This window comes from Streptomyces sp. NPDC058000 (assembly GCF_042886435.1).
Classification (GTDB): Bacteria; Actinomycetota; Actinomycetes; order Streptomycetales; family Streptomycetaceae; genus Streptomyces.
Map to the genome: position 1 here is coordinate 69983 of NZ_JBHVQS010000035.1, position 18469 is coordinate 88451.

Annotated in this window: 16 protein-coding genes; 10 read left to right on the forward strand and 6 right to left on the reverse strand. The window is 72.8% G+C overall.

The window, feature by feature from the left end; genetic code table 11:
- Positions 1–60: 60 nt before the first annotated feature.
- Positions 61–345 carry a hypothetical protein gene (locus ACFVT2_RS28150; RefSeq protein ID WP_390022329.1) on the forward strand — a complete coding sequence of 95 codons (285 nt, stop codon included), beginning with the start codon at positions 61–63 and terminating at the stop codon, positions 343–345.
- A gap of 180 nt (positions 346–525) precedes the next feature.
- Here the strand turns inward: ACFVT2_RS28150 and ACFVT2_RS28155 are convergent, their stop codons facing one another.
- Both ACFVT2_RS28155 and ACFVT2_RS28160 read right to left on the reverse strand, forming a co-directional pair.
- A complete protein-coding gene (locus ACFVT2_RS28155) occupies positions 526–1119 on the reverse strand; it encodes a hypothetical protein (protein WP_390022330.1) in 594 nt (197 codons plus the stop codon).
- Between the two features lie 111 nt (positions 1120–1230).
- Positions 1231–2238: an isocitrate lyase/phosphoenolpyruvate mutase family protein gene (locus ACFVT2_RS28160; protein ID WP_390022332.1), complete on the reverse strand. Its 1008-nt coding sequence runs from the start codon at positions 2236–2238 to the stop codon at positions 1231–1233.
- Positions 2239–2301: 63 nt separating this feature from the next.
- Here ACFVT2_RS28160 and ACFVT2_RS28165 point away from each other — a divergent pair, with 63 nt between their 5' ends.
- Positions 2302–3132, forward strand: coding sequence for an ArsR/SmtB family transcription factor (locus tag ACFVT2_RS28165; protein WP_390022334.1), 831 nt, complete (start codon positions 2302–2304; stop codon positions 3130–3132).
- A gap of 51 nt (positions 3133–3183) precedes the next feature.
- Here ACFVT2_RS28165 and ACFVT2_RS28170 read toward each other — a convergent pair whose 3' ends face one another.
- The gene (locus ACFVT2_RS28170; protein ID WP_390022336.1) at positions 3184–4791 is read right to left on the reverse strand and encodes a hypothetical protein; all 1608 of its coding nucleotides are present in this window, start codon (positions 4789–4791) and stop codon (positions 3184–3186) included.
- A 283-nt stretch (positions 4792–5074) separates the two neighbouring features.
- Positions 5075–7888: a D-alanyl-D-alanine carboxypeptidase family protein gene (locus tag ACFVT2_RS28175; RefSeq protein ID WP_390022337.1), complete on the reverse strand. Its 2814-nt coding sequence runs from the start codon at positions 7886–7888 to the stop codon at positions 5075–5077.
- A gap of 262 nt (positions 7889–8150) precedes the next feature.
- On the opposite strand from ACFVT2_RS28175, the gene ACFVT2_RS28180 reads away from it, so the two are divergent.
- The 3 genes from ACFVT2_RS28180 to ACFVT2_RS28190 all read left to right on the forward strand — a co-directional run bounded on the left by ACFVT2_RS28180 (position 8151) and on the right by ACFVT2_RS28190 (position 10536).
- Positions 8151–8918, forward strand: a complete 768-nt coding sequence (locus ACFVT2_RS28180; RefSeq protein ID WP_390022339.1) for a GPP34 family phosphoprotein — start codon at positions 8151–8153, stop codon at positions 8916–8918.
- A gap of 332 nt (positions 8919–9250) precedes the next feature.
- On the forward strand, positions 9251–10117 hold the full coding sequence (locus ACFVT2_RS28185; protein ID WP_390022341.1) for a helix-turn-helix domain-containing protein: 867 nt from the start codon (positions 9251–9253) through the stop codon (positions 10115–10117).
- A 209-nt stretch (positions 10118–10326) separates the two neighbouring features.
- Entirely contained in the window at positions 10327–10536 is a 210-nt protein-coding gene (locus ACFVT2_RS28190; RefSeq protein ID WP_390022343.1) for a DUF397 domain-containing protein, read from the forward strand.
- Between the two features lie 148 nt (positions 10537–10684).
- Here the strand turns inward: ACFVT2_RS28190 and ACFVT2_RS28195 are convergent, their stop codons facing one another.
- On the reverse strand, positions 10685–11593 hold the full coding sequence (locus ACFVT2_RS28195; RefSeq protein ID WP_390022345.1) for a hypothetical protein: 909 nt from the start codon (positions 11591–11593) through the stop codon (positions 10685–10687).
- A 170-nt stretch (positions 11594–11763) separates the two neighbouring features.
- Between ACFVT2_RS28195 and ACFVT2_RS28200 the strand changes: the two genes are divergently transcribed.
- The 4 genes from ACFVT2_RS28200 (at position 11764) to ACFVT2_RS28215 (ending at position 16507) form a co-directional block, all read left to right on the forward strand.
- Entirely contained in the window at positions 11764–12987 is a 1224-nt protein-coding gene (locus ACFVT2_RS28200) for a PLP-dependent aminotransferase family protein (protein WP_390022346.1), read from the forward strand.
- A 170-nt stretch (positions 12988–13157) separates the two neighbouring features.
- Entirely contained in the window at positions 13158–13763 is a 606-nt protein-coding gene (locus ACFVT2_RS28205; RefSeq protein WP_390022348.1) for a DUF2690 domain-containing protein, read from the forward strand.
- 130 nt (positions 13764–13893) lie between these two features.
- Entirely contained in the window at positions 13894–14679 is a 786-nt protein-coding gene (locus tag ACFVT2_RS28210; protein WP_390022349.1) for an SDR family oxidoreductase, read from the forward strand.
- 304 nt (positions 14680–14983) lie between these two features.
- A complete protein-coding gene (locus ACFVT2_RS28215) occupies positions 14984–16507 on the forward strand; it encodes a sodium:solute symporter family protein (protein ID WP_390022351.1) in 1524 nt (507 codons plus the stop codon).
- A gap of 44 nt (positions 16508–16551) precedes the next feature.
- On the opposite strand, the gene ACFVT2_RS28220 is transcribed toward ACFVT2_RS28215, so the two are convergent.
- Complete coding sequence (locus ACFVT2_RS28220) at positions 16552–17673, reverse strand: ADP-ribosylglycohydrolase family protein (RefSeq protein WP_390022353.1); 1122 nt, start codon at positions 17671–17673, stop codon at positions 16552–16554.
- A 412-nt stretch (positions 17674–18085) separates the two neighbouring features.
- Here ACFVT2_RS28220 and ACFVT2_RS28225 point away from each other — a divergent pair, with 412 nt between their 5' ends.
- Positions 18086–18340, forward strand: a complete 255-nt coding sequence (locus ACFVT2_RS28225) for a hypothetical protein (protein ID WP_018538657.1) — start codon at positions 18086–18088, stop codon at positions 18338–18340.
- Positions 18341–18469: the final 129 nt, after the last annotated feature.

An 18469-nucleotide genomic window follows, 5' to 3' on the forward strand; every position in this document is an offset into this window, starting at 1 on the left:
CGTGCTCACACGTACCGCATCCGTAGGGTGGCCGCCGGCCGCCCCCGTCGAGGAGTACCCATGCGTGCTCAGCGCCGCTCCGTGATCCGCACCGCCACCGTCGTGACCGGTGCACTGGCCGTCATGCTGCTGCCCACGGGCGCCGCATTCGCCGCCGACTCCACCGCGCCGACGGAGAGCCGGACCTCGATCGTGCTCCCCGACGAGGGACTGGCCGGTCTCGCGGAGAAGGCCGGGCACCTGCCGAAGGCGGGCCTCATCGGTGGCGCGGCCGCGCTGGGCGCGCTGGGAGTGGGCGTCGCGGTGCAGCGGCGGCGCCACGAGCCGTCGAACCGTTCCCGCTAGGCCCCGGTAGCCGTCACAAGCCGGCCAACCAGCCAACCCGGTCCCGCTAACGGCACGAGTCACCGCACCGGTCCCGACAGCCGTCACGAGGCGCCGCACCGGCCCCGCTAGGCCCCGGCAGCCGTCACGAGGCGCCGGACCTTCTCTGCACCGAACAGTCGGAGCGAGGGACGGCGAGTTCTATGTGGTGGGCGCGGCCTCAGGCCCCTGAACATCCAGGACGACAGCCGTTCCAGCGACGGTCCGGTCTTCGTGCATGGTGATCGTTTGGCCGGGCCGAAGATGCCGCCACTGCGCGGGGTCGAGAGGTGCGAGTCGCACCGAGGATCGCTCGCCGGGGCCCAGGAAGGGTGTGAACTCCACCCAGAGGCTCGCGATGTCGAGCGCCGGTTCGCCGGTGGGGGTTCGATTTCCGATGTTCCACATCGGCCGCAGAACGCCGGCTCCGGAGAAGGCGGTCTGCCGGCGGCTCTCGCCGGCTGTTCGGAGGGTGAGGTCGGCGCGGACGATCCCGTTGCGGGTTTCGTAGCAGCGCCAACGGCACCAGGCCGTGCTCCGCTCAAGCTGCATCTGCTCGGCGGCCCTTGCGAGGGTCTCCCAGAAGACGAGCGGAAGCGGGTGGACGTCGCCGAGTTCCTCCAGGAGCCCGAGAGCCACCTCCCACTCGTCGTGAGCGAGGTACTCCCAGATGTCGTCGACCGTGATGTCGTTCTCGGTGGCGGTCTCTGCCGGAACCAGCAGGGAAGCCGCTTCCAGTAGCTTGGGGACGTCCATGCCCTGATTCTGGACTGGACCACGGCGTCCTGGCCGGGGCGCGTGCCTGGCCCGCGTCGGCCGGTACCACCTGGTCATGGCCGCGCTGCTTGCCGTGGTCGGTCGCCCCAGTCACCCCCTCCCCCCAGTGAGGCGCTGCACCTCCTCGTAAGCCAGCGCCGCTCCGAAGTCGTATACCGGCGCGCCTCCGAAGTCGTACGCCGGTGCGCCCCCGGAGCCGTCCACCGGGCCGTTCGCGGGCGTCGGGGCCGCTCCGCCGGCCTCGGTGGGCCGAGCGCCGCTCGTGCGGAGCGCGTCCGCCGCCGCGCAGGCCGCCCCCAGGGCCGTACGGAACAGCAGTGAGCCGGTGCTGATGCGGCGGACGCCGAGTTCGGCCAGGTGGCGGACGGTGTGCCGGCCGGGGGCGAACAGGACGTTCAGGGGCGCGGCGATGCCGCCGACGAGCACCGCGAGCTCCGCTTCGGCGGTGACGCCCGGCACGAAGACGCCGTCCGCGCCGGCGGCCACGTAGGTCTCGGCCCGGGCGAGGGCCGCCGACAGGGGCGGCGGGGTGTCCACCAGCCAGTGCGTGTCGATCCGGGCGTTGAGGAAGAGGTCCGGTGCGCGCTCCTTCACCGCGCGGATCAACTCGGCCTGACGGGTGGGGTCTTGGAGCCCTCCGCCGCCGGGGAGCCCGTCCTCCAGGTTGATCCCCGCCGCGCCGCAATCCGTCAACTCGGCTGCCAGAGCGGCGACCTGTTCGGGGTCGCCGCCGTAGCCGCCCTCGATGTCGACGGTGTACGGGCAGCGCAGCCGGCCCGCGAGCCGGCGGGCCAGGGCCAGCGTGGCGTCGCGGGCCTCGGGGTGGCCCTGACCGTCCGGACAGCCGTACGCGGCCGCGACGCCCAGGCTGGTCGTGCCGATCGCCGGGTGTCCGGCGTCGGCGAGGGCGAGGGCCGAGGCGCTGTCCCAGGCGTTGGGGAGCAGGAGCGGGTGGCCCGGATCGTGGTGGAGCGCGTGGAAGGCGGCGAGGTGCGGGGCGAGCCCCGGCGCGACGGCCGCACGCGGGCCCCTGCCCCCGCCGTCGCCGGTGCCCGCGCCGTTGCCGGTGCCCGCGAGGTTGCGCGTATCGGTGGTCATGCGGGCACCGTAAGGCGGTGACGTGTCGGTGGTGGCCGAAGTGTCGCTGCGGACAATGGACGTATGACGTCGCCGAAGCGGACACCAAAACGGCCCGGAGCCGGCCCACCGGCACGGGCGCGAACGGACGCCCGGGACGGGGCCGGGGCCGGGGCAGCCGCCCCCGCGCGCCCCGTACCGGCCCCCGACTACAGCCAGGAGCTGGCCCAGCTGGCCGCGCTGCTGGCCGACCGCACCCGGGCCGCGTTCTGCCTGGCGCTGCTCGACGGGCGGGCCTGGACGGCCGGCGAACTCGCCGCGTACGCGCGGGTGGCGCCCTCCACCACCAGCGAGCACCTGTCCCGGCTGATCGACGGCGGGCTGCTCGTCGAACGGCGGCAGGGCCGGCACCGCTACGTCCAGCTCGCCGGACCGCGCGTCGCCGAACTGCTGGAATCGGTGACCGCGCACCTGGACCCGCCGGCCGCGGCGCCGCGCGGACTGCGGGCGGTCAACGCCTCGGCGGCACTGGCCCGCGGCCGCACCTGTTACGACCACCTGGCCGGCCGGCTCGGCGTCGCCCTCACCGATGCCATGACCACGCGCGGCCTACTGGACCAGGACGGCGGTTTCGCGCTCACCGACACCGGCCGGGAGTGGTTCGCGGACGCCCTCGGGATCCCGTCCGACACCCTGCGCGGTGGCCGCCGCCCGCCGGCCCGGGGCTGTCTGGACTGGACCGAACGCCGGCAGCACCTCGCCGGCACGGCCGGTGCCCGGCTCTGCGACGGGCTGCTGGAGCGGCACTGGATCCGCCGGATCGGGACCGGGCGGGCGGTCCGCCTCACCCCGGAGGGCACGACCGCGCTACGGGAGCTGCTGGGGTTCGACGAGCAGGCGGCGGGGCTGGTGTGACGGCGGCGGCGAACCGGCCCACCGCGGCTCCCCACCGGCTCGGTCCCGCACTCAGCAGCGGCCGCCGCCGTCCGGACCGCCGACCCGCACGTAGAGCGTGATCCGCGCTCCACGCACCTCGGTGCTGCGGCAGACCGCGAACGCGGAGCGCAGCGTGGCCCGCTTGGCGATCTCCTGGTCACTGGCGTCGGCCGGCTGCCCGGCCGGGTCCCCGGCGACCACGATGCGGCGACTGGCCAGCATCCGGTCGCGGATCTCGTCGCCGGAGCGCTCCGTCCCGTAGAGGGTGTGGGACGCCACCGGGCTCTTGTCCAGGGCGAGGTCGTGCAGTCCGCGGAAGTCGTGCGGCCGGGTCGCCCGCCAGATCCGGCGGCGGGACGGCGTGAAGAGCAGCCCGTCGCCCGGCTCGGACAGCTGCCGGACGGCCTGGGCGACCGCGGTGACGTCGTCGACCCGACTGTCCGGACTGCGCAGGTGGACGTCCACCGGGAGCAGCGCGACCAGGACCAGCGCCACCGCCGCCAGCCGCCGCAGTCGCCGGCCGCGGGTCTGGCCCGCGGCGCCGGCCGGCCGCAGCAGCCGGGCCGACGCGGCGCCCGCGACCAGCGCGAATCCGACGACGTAGTAGAGGACGTAGCGGTCCACGTAGGCGGGCTCGACGTTCGAGAGGAGCAGCAGCAGGACCGTGGGGAGGAGGAGCAGCGGGATGCCGAGGGCCCGCAGACCGATCGGGCCGCGGGACCGCACCGGAACGCGGGCGCAGAGGACGCCGAGGACGGCCAGCACCGCGAACGTCAGGAGCTGGAGCGGGTCCGGCCACATCAGCCAACTGATCTGGGCCGACTGGCGGGTGCTGAAGACGGCGATCGGGGCGAGGGCGGCGAGCACGGTGCCGGCGGCCAGCAGCCAGGCCCGTCGGACCCGGCGGGGCAGCCGGGCCAGGACCACGGCGGCGCCGTGTGCGGGCAGCGCCAGCGACGCGAACTCGTGCAGCAGACAGGCCAGGAGCAGCAGCGTGGTGTAGCCCCACCACAGCGCGCGGCGCGACCGGGAGCGGGAGGTGCCGCCGCGATGGGGGTCCCCCCGGACGGAGTCTGGGGGAGGCGCCGTTGAGGGGATCGGGGTCTCCCCTGCGCCTGGGGGTCCCCCCGCTCGAACGGAGTTGAGAGTGGGGGAGGAGTGGAGAGCTCGGGGAAGGTCGGGCGACGGGCGGGCGGCCAGCACCAGCAGGTACGACGCCCAGACGACCAGGGCGCAGACCATCGCGTACGAGCGGCCCTCCTGCGCGTACTGCTGGACGACCGGGATCAGCGCGAAGGTCAGCCCCGCGCACAGCCCGGCGCGCGGCCCGACCAGGCGCTGCCCCAGCAGGGCCACCCCGGCCGCGGCGGCCGTCATGGCCACGACCGACGGCAGCCGCAGGCCGATCACCGCGCCGAGGGTGGCGTCGAGGGTGGCGTCGTAGACGGCGAACCAGCAGTGCATCAGCGCGTAGTACAGGCCGTGCACGACGTCGGCGTGCAGCAGCGTCGCCCCCAGGTCGGGCAGGCTGCGGTGCGCCATGTCGTACGTGACCGCCTCGTCCCGCCAGATGGCGTCCTGACGGCGGATCCCCCACGCACCCAAGAACAACATCAGCCCCGTGGGCACCAGCACCACCGCGCTCCGTATGGCCCAGGCGCGGCGGACGGCGGCGAAGGGAGCGGCGTGCGGGTACGTCGGGTACGCCGGGGAGACGGTGGCCGCCCCGGCCCCGGCGGATGACGAGAGCGCCCGGGGTGCCTGGTGCGGCTGCGGCTGGTGCGGCGGCGGCGCTTGCGACGCGTCGATGGCGGGCTCCGGTCACATCGGGGGCGGCGCGGCCGGCCGGCCGCGGGGCGGACGGAAAACGGCCGGACGGCCGGGGGATGGGGGACATCCGCCCGGCCGTCCGGCCGCCATCTCAGCCGAGTCGGATCAGCCTCGCGCCGAAGGAGGGCTTGGCGAGGTCCTTCTGGAGGGCCACCGGCACCCGTTGGGCCTCGGCCCCGCTGCCGACGATCAACTCGCCGACCACGGTCCCGGCCGTCGCCTCGTGCGGTGCGACCTTGCCGCCGTCGCCGACCTGGAGTGCCAGCTTCTGGCCGGGGACGCCGATCGCCTTCAGGTCCTTGGTGGCCACGACCGGGGTCTGGCCGCCCAGGCCGTCATCCACGTAGCCCACGACCTGGCCCTTCTTCACAGCGGTGGCCGAGGTCAGGGCGTTGCGCACCGTCTCGATCACCTTCTTGCTGTTGTTCTGGACCATCGTCAGGCTGTTGGAGCCGTTGGGGTCCAGACCGTTGAAGTGCTGGTCCATCATCGTGCCCAGGATCAGCACGTCCTTGCCGTCCACCGTCTTGTACGCCGCCCACGACAGCGTGCCGCCGGCCGCCGAACTGGAGCCGGTCTTGATGCCCTTGACGCTCAGTCCGGCCACGATCAGACGGTCGTTGTTGTTGTTGATCCGCGTCGGCAGACCCGGAATGTCGGCGTTGGGCAGGGCGACTATCGGCCGGAAGGCGTCGAACTTCATGACCGCCTCGGCCAGTTTGAGCTGGTCGACCGCAGTGCTGACGGTCTTGGCGTCCAGGCCGCTGGGGTCGGTGTAGGTCGTGTTCTTCATGCCGAGGTCCTTGGCGGCGTCGTTCATCTTCTTGACGAACGCGGCCTCGGAGTCGGACTGGGTGTCCCAACGGGCCAGCAGCCGGGCGATGTTGTTGCCGGACGGGATCATCAGCATCTTGAGCATGTCCTGCTCGCTGAACTTCTGACCGGTCTTCAGCCCCTCGATGCGCGACTCGCTCTCGGAACCGCCCTCCGCCACCGTCTTGGCATCGACCTCGATCTGCGGGCCCTTGTCGTCCTTGCCCTTCAGGGGATGGTCCTTGAGGATCACGTAGGCCGTCATGATCTTGGCGACGCTCGCGGTCGGGACCGGCTTCTCCTCGCCGAACGTCCCCAGGGCGCCGGAACCGACGACCTTCACCGCCGCCTGCCCCTTCTCGGGCCACGGGATGGAGAGGTTGCCGCCCTCGAAGGTGTACGACGACTTGGCGTCGCCGAGGGTCAGGGACGGGTCGGGCAGCGGCCGCACTGCCTGGACGACCGCGAAGATGATCGCCAGCAGCACCACCAGCGGAGTCCAGATCTTGAACCGCCGGACGACGACGCGGACCGTGGTCTCGGGCGGCGGCGGGGTGTTGGTGAGCTTCGCCAGCAGGTCGAGCGGCGGCAACGGTTCCTGCCGGGTCCGCTCGGATTCGGCCTCGGCAGCGGACGTGCCGGGCGCGGCCGAGGCACCGGCGGCGGCCGGGGCCGCACCGGTCTCGGACTTCCCGTCCGCCGTGGGCGACGCGACGGGCGGCATCGCGCCGGGGGCCTTGCCTGGGGCCTTCTCGGGGGCCTTCTCCAGCGCGCTGCCCGAGGTCTTGCCCTTAGCGTCGTCCGGCTCCGCGCCCTTCCCGCCGGAGGCCGCCCCCTTCTCCTTCTCCTGCCCCTCGCCCTTCGGGCCCTTTTCCTCTTCCTGCTCCTGGTCGTCCGGGGTGCTGCCGGGCTTGCGGAGCGGGGCCTTGGGCGCGGTCTTGCCGATCGACCGCTCCGCCGAACCGTCGTCCGACGACTTCAGCGCCACGAACTGACTGGTCCGCTCGGCGTCCCGCTCATCCGCGTCGGCAACGCCCTTGGCCTTCGCATCGGCACCCTCGGCACCATCAGCCTTGGCATCCGCAGCCTCGGCGTCCGCGTCCTTACCGGCGCCCTTGCCGGTGTCAGTACCGGCGTCCTTACCGGCGTCCTTACCGAGCTTGAAGACGGCGGTCGGCTGGTCGGCTGGACGTTCCGCGGCCCCCTTGCCGGACGCCTTGGACTTCCCGGTCTTCGCTACGGCAAACACCCGCGTCGCGTCATCGGCCGGTGCCTCCTCCGCGCTCTCGCCGGTGCCCTTCCGCGCACTGAGCTTCTTCGGCTCAACCGTTTTGAAGACCGCGGTCGCCTGATCGACGCGCTTGCCCTCGTCCTCGTCCCCCGAGTCATCCGCGTCCACGGAGTCCGCCCCGGCCCCCTTCGCAGAGCCCTTCGCAGAGTCCTTCTCGGACGCCTTCGCGGACGCACCCTCGGCAGCCTTCTCGGCCGCCGCGCCCTTCTCCCCGGACGCCTCGGACGCAGCCTTCTCGGCAGGCGCGGCCTTCTCCTCGGACGTGGCCGTCTCGTCGGGCTCGGCCTGAGCCTTCTCCTCGGCGGGCGCAGCCTTCGCGTCCGCGGGCGCATCGGCCTTCAGGCGGCCCGCGCCCCCCTTGGCCTCCCCCGCCCCCTCGGCGTCGCCCTGCGCGGCCTCCTGAGCCGCCTCAGCCGCCTTCCCGGGCTCCTCGGCAGGCTCCTCGGCGGGCTTCGCCTCGTCCACCTCGGACGACGCGTCGGACTCCGCCGCACCAGACGGACTCTTACCGGACGCCTTCTCCCCGCCAGAAGCCTTCTCGCCAGAAGCCTTCTCGTCGGAAGTCTTCTCCTCGGAAGTCTCCGCGTCGGGCGCCTTCTTCGCCCCGCCCCCGGAGCTCTTCTCCGACTTCCCTGACTTCCCCGACTGCTCTGACTTCCCCGACGTCGCCGCGCCGTTCCGATCCCCCCGCTCCTCGCGGAGGATCGTCAGCCGCGGGTCCCGTTCGGTGCGCGCCGTCTCCCCCGACGACTGCTCCTTGCCCGACTTCTTGTCCGACTTGTCGGGGGACTCGCCCGCCACCGATGTCTCCTTCACTACGTCGCAGTGCCCTGCCTGGTGCCAGCTGGTACCCAACGGGACCAGTGTTCCCAAGTCTCCTGTGTCCGAGCGGCCGCTTCCCACCGCCACGCGAACCGGTAAATGCCGCGCCCCTCGGAAGATGTCGCCGACGTGCTAGACGAGAACGACATACCTACCGGTTCCCTACCGAACCCCCCACGCACCCTCGACAGATGAATGTGAGAGGGGTCACCCTGTCATTCATCCACGCGGGGAGGCTTGGATGGGCAGGAGCCGCAGAACAATTCCGGAGGAGCTTCTGCTGCTGGCTTTGGACCCGGCCACGGGCACCACAGCACAGCCGCAGTCGCTCGACCTCGGCCTGGCCGGGGCACAGCTAGTCGAGCTGGCTCTGGCAGGACGGATAGCCCCAGACGGGGATCGTATCGCCGTGGTGATGGCACGGCCGACAGGAGATCCGACTCTGGACTCAGCGCTCGAACTGCTGCGCCGTCGCGGCAGTCCGGTGCGCGCGGTCCACTGGATCGGCGGGCCCCGACTGGGGCTGCGCCAGACGTACCTCAACCATCTCGAACGGTGCGGCATGGTGCATGCCGTGGCGGGCCAGATGTGCGGGGTGCTGCCGACGACGCGCTACCAAGCGACGGAGACGGCCATCAGCCGGGAAATCAGGACCCGGCTCGACAACGCGATCCGCACTGGCGTCCCACCGGACCCGCGGACCGCGGCGCTCGCCGCACTGGCCCACGCGGTCGGCCTCGGCAAGCACCTCTACCCGGGGAACGAGGGGCGGTCATCGCGCTCCCGTCTTCGGGACCTGATCCGGCACGACCCGATGGGCGGGCTGGTCGCACACGCCGTCATGGACGTCCAGAACGGCGTCGGGGCGCAGCCGCGGCGGGCCCCGGGACCGGGCAGCGGCTCGGGAGCCCGGACAGCGACGGCCCGCACGACGGCCGACGCGACCGGCGTACCCGGCCAGTCCCGACGACACGGGCACAGCAGCATGGCCCGGGTCGGCGCCCGCTGAGGCCACCGGCACCGTAGGGGTGCGCCAGCCCGCGCTTCGTCGGGCCCGGCGCGCACCACCGGGTGCCGCCGCGCACCACCGCACCACCAGGGCAGCGCCCGCACCGCGGATGCGCCCGTCAGCGCCACCGCACCGCCCTTTCCCGGACCGTTCGGGAGCCGCAGTGAGAAGCGCGGGGTGGCGGGCCGAGCCGTTCGGACGACGGCCCGGTCCGCCACCCCGCGCACATGTGCGCTCGCCTACTGTGTTCATTTGACTGCGCGGCGTCCACATGAAGTGGCAGTCTGCTCAACAAGAAATGACAGCAGTACGGAGCCGGAGGTGCACGTACCGTGGCGTCCAACGTCAACCCCACCGTCAGGCGACGCCGATTGGGCCAGGAGCTCCGCCGGCTCCGGGAGGACAAGGGCCTGACGGCGGAGCAGGTGGCCGAACGGCTACTGGTCTCCCAGTCGAAGATCAGCCGGCTGGAGAACGGCCGTCGCAGCATCAGTCAGCGCGATGTCCGCGACCTGTGCGGGGTCTACGAGGTCGAGGACCGCCGGATAGTGGATTCGCTGATGCAGATGGCCAAGGATTCGCGCCAGCAAGGCTGGTGGCACGCCTTCGGCGACATTCCGTACAGCGTCTACATCGGCCTGGAGACCGAGGCGGCGTCGCTGCGGACGTACGAATCCCTGCTGGTGCCCGGTCTGCTCCAGACGCCCGGTTACGCCGAGGCGGTGATTCCCGGCACGGTCCCGGAGCTGGCGCCGGACGATCTGGACAAGCGCATCCAGGTGCGGATGCGGCGCCAGGAGCGGGTTCGGGAGCCGGAGCGCCCGCTGCGGCTGTGGGTCGTCCTGGACGAGAGCGCGCTGCGCCGGGTGGTCGGCAGCCACCTGATCATGCGCGAGCAACTGGAGCACCTCGCCGAGGTGAGCACGCTGCCGCATGTGACGGTGCAGGTGCTGCCCTATGACACCGGTGCGCACGCCGGGATGTCGGGGACGTTCTCGATCCTGGAATTCGATGACGCCGCGGATTCCAGCGTGGTCTACATCGAGGGTGTCACCAGTGATCTCTATCTGGAGAAAACCAACGATGTGCACAAATACACCATTATGTACGAGCATCTGCGGGCGCAGGCATTGAGCGCGGACGCCAGTCGCGAGTTCATCGCGGAGGCCGCCAAACGGCATGCGGACGCGATGAGTTGAAGGCGCTGGGGCGGGGGCGACGGTCCCGAAAGCGCGGAATGTTGAATTCCGGTGAACGGGCCCGCACGGTACACCTGAGCCACCGCGTCTGAAAAGAGATCACGGAATATGCCATTCGGACGGGTGAACGGCCCTCTGCGGCCGGTGATGTTGGCGCGTAGCGTCGTTCTCACCGAATCCGCGGTAACTCAGCGTAAGGTGGAGTGAAAATGGCCGTTCAGCCCAATTCCGCGTTCTCCTGGACCAAGTCCTCGTACTCCGGCGGCAATGGCGCCTGTGTGGAGATCGCCGTACCGACCACTGCGGCCATCGCGGTGCGCGACTCCAAGGTCCCCGACGGTGGGCGTCTCACCTTCGGCAACTCCTCCTGGAGCAGCTTCGTGTCGGACGTCGCCACGGGCGCGTTCGACCTCTCCTGAGCCGAGTCGTCACCGACCACAGTCCGTGTGACATCAGCGCAGTTACGAGCCCTCTCGACTGGATCGCCGTCCCGGCCGAGGGGGCTCGGCCATGTCCGCGTACGGGCGGGCGCGGCGGACCGCCACGGACGGTCATCTGCCCGACCGCTCAGCGGAGTTCGGCCACGTAGCGGTCGGTGCCCGGGACGGTGGGGATGAAGGGGGCCACCAGCTCGACGCGGCCCAGGCCGGAGGCGGCGACCTCGGTCGCCAGGCCGGTGAAGTGCGCCGCCCAGGCGCGCCGCGGGTCCTCTTCGAGGAACCACAGCAGGGTCAGCCGGGTGTCCACGCCCTCGACCTGTTTGACGTAGGCCATCCGGTCGCCGGGCAGCGGTGTCGGCCGGAAGACGGTGACCAGCGCCGATGGCGATTCGGCCAGGCGTTGCGGCAGATGGTGGGAGCACAGCCACTCCAGCAGGGCGGCGCGTGACTGCGGGCCGTCCGCGTCGATCACCTCCAGCACCAGCCCGGCGTAGGGGTGGTCGAGTGCGTGGAAGTCGCGGGGGCCGGCCGCGCCGTCGCGGTAGACGGTCGCCGCGTGGTCCTGGAAGGCCGTGAAGACGTGGGTGCGGTCGTGGTGGACCCGGTCGTCGCGGTTGAGGCGCTGGTTGATGGCGACGGTCCACCGCATATGGGCGTCGTAGCGGCCCTCGGTGAGCCAGTAGGTGGAGAGGTAGCAGCCGGCGGTGACCGGGCGGGCGACCGCGGAGCGCTCCGGGTAGCGCAGGAGTTGCAGGTCGCGGGTGGCGACCCAGCGGCGGCCGGCGAAGATCCAGGGCATGGCCATCGCGCCGGCGATGTAGTGGTCGTCCTCGTACCAGCGGTTGTAGGCCCGCTCGTGGCCCGGGTGCGGTTCGACCATGGTGATCAGGGCGTGGCCCGGGCGGACGCCGTAGGGGCCGGTGGCGGGCAGCGCGGCGTAGGCGGCGAGTTCGTCGGCGGCCTGCGCCTTTGCGGTGTCCGCGGTCGTGGCTTGGTGGTCGTTGTGCCGGTCGGTGTGGTGGTGGTCGGGTGTCATGGCGGACAGGTGTAGCTGACGTAGCGTCAGAAGGGGAGGGGTGTGGACGGGGGATCGCGGTGGCGGTTCAGCATGCGGGCAGCACTGCCTGGTTGGCCGAAACGCGTCTAAGCTGCCCGGCATCCGCAGCTAACGGTGGTTAACGCAGATCACGAGCGATTGGAGCTGCCATGTCGGACCAGGCCCTGCCCCTTGCCGTCGCCCCCGTCCCCGAGCTCGCCGCGCGGGCGGCCCGGACCGGCAGCTCGCCCGTACGCGACATCCTGGCGCTGACCGCCCGGCCCGAGGTGATCTCGTTCGCCGGTGGGCTGCCCGCGCCCGAACTCTTCGACGTGGAGGGGATATCCGCCGCCTTCCGGGAGGTGCTGGCGCAGGCTCCCCAACAGGTCCTCCAGTACTCGACCAGTGAGGGCGATCCGGAGCTGCGGGCGGCCGTCGCGGCGCGCACCACGGCCCGCGGGCTGCCCACCGACGCCGACGACCTGCTGGTCACCACCGGTTCCCAGCAGGGGCTGACGCTGCTGGCCGCCGCCCTGCTGGAGCCGGGCGACGTGGTGCTGGTCGAGGACCCCTGCTATCTGGCGGCGCTCCAGATCTTCTCGCTCGCGGGCGCCCGGGTGGTGGCGGTGCCGACCGACGACGAGGGGCTGGACCCGGCGGCGCTGGACGAGATCGCCGCCCGCGAGAACCCCAAACTGCTCTACGTCATCCCGACGTTCCAGAACCCCACCGGGCGGACGCTGGGCGCGGAGCGGCGGGCCGCGGTCGCCGAGGTCGCCGCCCGGCGCGGACTGTGGATCGCCGAGGACGACCCGTACGGGGAGCTGCGCTTCGAGGGGGAGCCGCAGCGCTGGGTGGCGTCCCTCCCGGGGGCGGAGGACCGTACGGTGCTGCTCGGCTCGTTCTCCAAGGTGATGGCGCCCGGGCTGCGGCTGGGCACGCTGCGGGCGCCGGCCGCGTTGCGGCGGGCCTGCGTCATCGCCAAGCAGGCCGCCGACCTGCACACCTCCACCATCGACCAGGCCGCCGCCGCGCGGTACTTGGCGGCCTCGGACCTGGACGCGCACCTGGCGCGGGTCAAGGACGCCTACCGGGTGCGGCGGGACGCCCTGCTGGACGGGCTGGCCGGGGCGCTCCCCGAGGGCTCGCGGTGGAACCGCCCGGCGGGCGGCATGTTCGTATGGGCGACGCTGCCCGCGGGGTACGACGCGACCGCGCTGCTGCCGGAGGTGGTGCGGCATGACGTGGCGTACGTCCCGGGCGCGCCGTTCTTCGCCGGGCGGCCGGATCCGGCCGCGATGCGGCTGTCGTTCGTGACCCACGCGGCGGAGGAGATCGGCGTGGGGCTGGAGCGGCTGCGCGCGGGGCTGGCGGCGGCGCGGCAGGCCACGTAACGGGGCCGGGCGGCGGCCGTCCACGGGCCCGTCACACGGCGGAAAATCCGCTGTCCCGCGGGCCCGGCCCTGCCGGACACTGGAAGGTCCACGGCACCCGCCCCGAGGGGCGCGGCCCCAACGGCGGGTGCCCTGGCGGCACATGGACCAGCGACCTCCCAGGAGGCCGGATGACCAACGGCCCCGACGCGCGGGATCCGGCGGATCCCCCGACTCCCCCGCCGCCTTCTCTCCTGCGGCGCCTGCGGACCCTGCGGCGCGACGTCGGATCGCGGCTGCGCGGCGCCGGGCGCTGGCTGCGCGCGCACGCCCGGCACGCCCTGGTGGTGGGCGTGGCGACCTCCGTCGTCGGCGCGCTCGCCACGTTCGCCGTCGACCAGCTCCCCAAGCTGTACGAGGAGCCGCCGCCCGGCTGCCCCGGGGCCGGCTGCGACGGCAAGGACCCGCAGTCCACCGGATGCGGGGTGGACGCGGCGACCTTCGAGCCGGCGGAGGGCAACCCGGTCCGCCTCCACCTGCGGTACAGCAAGCGCTGCGGCGCGGTCTGGGGGCGGATCGTGGCGGGTGCGGTCGGCGACGAGGTGACGGTGAGCGTGCCGGGCGGCTCGCCCCGCAGCGCCTTCATCGCCTCCCACCACGACGTGTTCACGCCCATGGCGTCGGTGGGCGGCACCTTCCGGGTGCGGTTCTGTGCGGTGCCCACGAACGACCCCAACCGGTCCCGTTCCTGGGTCAAGTACTGCTTCGAGGCGACCGAGACATCGGGCTGGGACTGACCCGCGGGGCGGCCTCGCCGGCGCCCGACGGCCTTCCCTTCGCCGCACGGCACGCCTACGCTGGCCGTCCACCACGCATCTGACGCCTCGTCAGATATTGGGCGTGGGCCGGACGGCAGGAGGGTGCCGCATGCTGCTGCGCGACAAGACCGTCATCGTCTCCGGGGTCGGCGCCGGACTCGGCCATCAGGTCGCGGCGGCGTGCGTACGGGACGGCGCCCGGGTCGTGCTCGGCGCGCGCACCGAGCGGAACCTCGCGGCGACGGCGGCCCGGATCGACGCGTCGGGCGAACGGACGGCCTGGCGGGCGACCGACATCGGCGACGAGGCACAGTGCACGGCGCTGGCCGGGCTGGCCGTGGCGCGGTTCGGCGGGATCGACGCGGTCATCCACGTCGCGGCGCTGGACAGCCACTTCGGCGGCCTGCGGGACGCCGACTTCGACGCCTGGCAGCGGGTGGTGGACGTCAACCTCTTCGGCACGCTGCGGATGACCCGCGCCTGCCTGCCGGCGATGACGGCGGCCGGCGGCGGCTCGGTGGTGATCATCGGCACCCAGTCGTCGGTGGCCGCACCCTCGCAGGTGCAGCAGGCGGCGTACGCGGCGTCCAAGGGCGGGTTGGTGTCGGCGATGTACTCGCTGGCGCAGGAGGTGGGGCCGGACCGCATCCGGGTCAACACCGTGCAGCCGGGCTGGATGTGGGGCCCGCCGGTGGCGGGGTACGTGCGGCACACCGCGCGGGCCGAGGGGGTGCCGGAGTCCGAGGTGCTGGGGCGGCTCACCGGGCGGACGGCGCTGCCGGAGCTGGCGACGGACGCGGACGTGGCGGAGGCGGCGGTCTTCCTCGCCTCGGACCGGGCGCGGGCCATCACGGGGCAGTCGCTGCTGGTGAACGCGGGCGAGCTGATGCGGTAGCGGCCGGTCGCCGTCGTGCGGCCGTACGGGTCCCCGCCCGTGCGGCCGCTTTTTCGTGCCTGCCCGGGTGCGGGTCCGGGCGCCCGGGCAGAGCCGGCAGGGCTCCGCGTTCGGCTCGCTTTCGTTCGCTTTTTTGACCTGCGTTCATATCCATGACCGTCAAGACTCTTGACCGGCAGTCGCGCCGAACGGTTCAATCCCCGGAGTTCCCCGCTCCTGAGCGGGTGTTCGGCACCGCAGGACCGCGTCACGACGAAGTGCTTCCACATCTGGAACGTTCACAAGGCGGACCCCTGGAGGGGGCATGAACAGTCTCGACTGGGCCGTACTCATCGGCTACTTCGGCGTGATGGTCGCGATCGGGGTGTGGTCGCACCGGCGCGTGGCGGACGTCGGCGACTTCTTCACCGCCGGGGGGCGGATGCCGTGGTGGCTGTCCGGCATCTCGCACCACATGTCCGGCTACAGCGCGGTGATGTTCACCGGATACGCGGGCATCGCCTACCAGTACGGCGTCACCTCCTACGTCACCTGGTCCTTCCCGATCGCGGTCGGGATCGCCATCGGTGCCCGGCTGTTCGCCGGCCGGCTGAACCGGCTGCGGTCCCGACTCGGGGTCGCCTCGCCGCTGGAGTACCTCAAGACCCGCTACGACCTGCCCACGCAGCAGGCGCTCGCCTGGTCGGGCGTCCTGCTGAAGATCGTGGACGTGGGCGCCAAGTGGGCGGCGATCGCCACCCTGTTGTCGGTCTTCACCGGGCTCTCCCTCAACCACGGCATCCTCGTCACCGGGGTGATCACCGGCATCTACTGCACGGCCGGCGGGCTGTGGGCGGACGCGCTGACCGAGCTGGGGCAGTTCGTCATCCAACTGCTGGCCGGGGTCGCGATGCTGGTGACCGTACTGGGCGAACTGGGCGGCGTCAGCGGCTTGTGGACGGTCTGGGACCGGCTGCCGGACGGGCACACCCAGCCGACCGCCGGCCCGTACACCCTGGCCTTCCTGCTCGCCTACCTCTTCATCAAGACCTTCGAGTACAGCGGCGGGATGTGGAACCAGGCCCAGCGCTACATGGCCACCCGCAACGCCCGGGAGGCGCGGCGGTCGGCGCTGCTGTCCGCGGCACTGTGGCTCGTCTGGCCGGCCGTCCTCTTCTTCCCGATGTGGGCGGCGCCGCTCCTGGTGACGACCGGCAAGCCGGACGCCTCGGACGCGTACGCGCTACTGACCGAACGGCTGCTGCCGCACGGTCTCTTGGGGCTCGTCGTCGTCGGCTTCTTCTCGCACACCATGGCCATGTGCTCCTCGGACGCCAACGCCATCGCCGCGGTCTTCACCCGGGACATCGCGCCGGCGGTGTCGGCGCGGGCCCGGGCGTGGTCGCACCGGGGCGGGCTGGTGGCGGCGCGGCTGTCGACGGTGTGCTTCCTGGCGCTGTCGATGGCGATCGCCACGCAGGTCGACTCGCCGGCGTTCAAGGACATCATCACCGTCGTCATCAAGTGGGTGGCCGGACTGGTCGGGCCGGTGTCCATCCCGTTCCTGCTGGGGTTGGTGCCGGCCTTCCGCCGGTCCGGGCCGACCGCGGCGCTGGTGTCCTGGGCGGCCGGGCTGGGCGCGTTCTGGCTGACCGACTACGGCCTGGCCGGCGTGGAGTTGCAGGTGCAGATCGTCGCGCCGGTGGCGACGTCGCTGGTGCTGTTCACCCTCCTCGGCCTGCTGCGGCCGGAGCCGAGCGACGCGCGGGACGCCCTGTTGGCCAGGATCAACGACGACGGCGAGGAGGACGGGGCGACCCGGCCGGCGGCGGTGCCGAGCGGGTCGTGACGGCGGGTCGTGACGGGTGGTGGGCGGCCGCGCGCCCGGGGGAGTCAGGCGCGCGGGTAGCGGGCCAGCCAACCCGCGGCGGAGCCCGCGGGGCCGTGCAGTGCGGGGCCCTGGGTCATCTCCATGGCGAAGTCGTCGGCGAGCTGGAGGATGGTGGAGCGGCCCTCCAGTTCGACCAGCCAGTCCGGGGGGAGGGCGGTCTCGCCGTGCAGGGCGCCCAGGAGGTTGCCGCAGATGGCGCCGGTGGAGTCGCTGTCGCCACCGTGGTTGACGGCGAGCAGCAGACCGTGCCGGATGTCCTCGGCGACCAGGGCGCAGTACACGCCGATCGACAGGGCCTCCTCGGCGGTCCAGCCCTCGCCCAGCGACTCGACCCGGGCGGGCGTCGGCATGCCCTGCCGCACCGCGCCCAGCGCGCGCTTGAGGGCGTCGGTGGTCTCCTCGTGGCCGGGGCGGGTGGCGAGGTGGGCCAGCGCCTTCTGGACGGCGCTGTCGAGGTCCTCGCCGCGCGCCAACGAGTGGCTGATCACGGCGAACGCGCCGGCCGCGAGGTAGCCGGTGGGGTGGCCGTGGGTCTGCGCCGCGCACTCGACGGCGAGTTGGAAGACCAACTGCGGCTCCCAGCCGACGAGCAGGCCGAACGGTGCGGACCGCATCACCGCACCGCAGCCCTTGGAATTCGGGTTCTTCGGCGTGTCGAGGGTGCCCATCACCTCGTCGCCGAGGCCGCTGAGGCAGGCCCGGCCGGGGGCGCGGCGGGCGTAGAGCCACTCCTCGCGGGCGAGCCAGCCGTCGTCCTCCTTGCGCTCGTCGGGGCCCCAGTCGCGCTGGGTGGCGGCCCAGCGGAGGTAGGCGCGGTGGACGTCGGTGGGCGGGTGCCAGGCGCCGGTGTCGCGGCGGACCTGGGCGCGGATCAGGCCGTCCACGGTGAAGAGGGTCATCTGGGTGTCGTCGGTGACCGCGCCGCGCCGCCCGAAGGCGGGGACCAGGTCGGTCACGCCGTCTTGGCCGTGCGCCTCGTGGATCGCGTCCAGCGAGTCGAACTCGACGGCGGCACCGAGCGCGTCGCCGATGGCGCCGCCCAACAGGCAGCCGCGCACCCGGCTACGGAAGTCCTGCTGTTCGGCGCGGCCCCAGATAGCGGTGCTGCCTGCCGCTGTGTTCATGCCGAAACCCCGCTCCGCTCGGGCCCACCTTCGCCCGGCGCGCACCGGTCGAGAGCCCTCCCCCAGCCTTCGGTGCTGTGCTCGGTCACTGCGCCCTCCCGACGCTCAGACGGTCCGGGGCCTTGCGGACACCCCTGGCGCAGCACTGTATCGACCGGGAATGATCGAAACTGGGCCGGGTTTGTATCAGGTTCGTATCGTGAGGTGACGGGTGGAACGGCCCCCCGCCCGTCCCCGCTCCGGGAGGCCCCATGGCTTCGCCCGCCACCGCACCCGTGCCGGCGCCGCCACGGCCGCGGCCGCGCGCTGCGCCGTGAGGGGCCCGTCGGCCCCCGGCGCGGCCGGTCGGCGGGTTTCCGCACCGGCCAGCCGTTCGATGATGGCCGCGCCGCCCGCTGGGCATGCTCTCACCATGTCCGAGTACGAGTGGGACCGCACCACCATGGCCGTCGTCGCCTCGGCTCTGTCCGGTGACAGCGATGGCGCGGTGGAACTCCTCCGGCCGCTCCCCCAGCGCGATGTCTGCCATGTCGCGGTGCGGCTGGCCGCCATGGCCGCCGACGCGCTGATCGTCGCCGCCCAGGACGCCGGCGGCGACCGCGAGGAGGCGCTGTCGCAGTGGCAGCAGTGCATCCTCCAGCACGAGGCGGAGCACAGCGGGGAGTGACGCGCCGGCCCGGCCGGGCGGGGACGCCCTCCCCGCCCGGCCGGGCCGGCACCCCGGTGGCGGCCGCTACTCCACCACCCGCAGCAGCTCCGGCCGGTGGGCGTCCGACGCCACTGCGGCGGCCGGGCG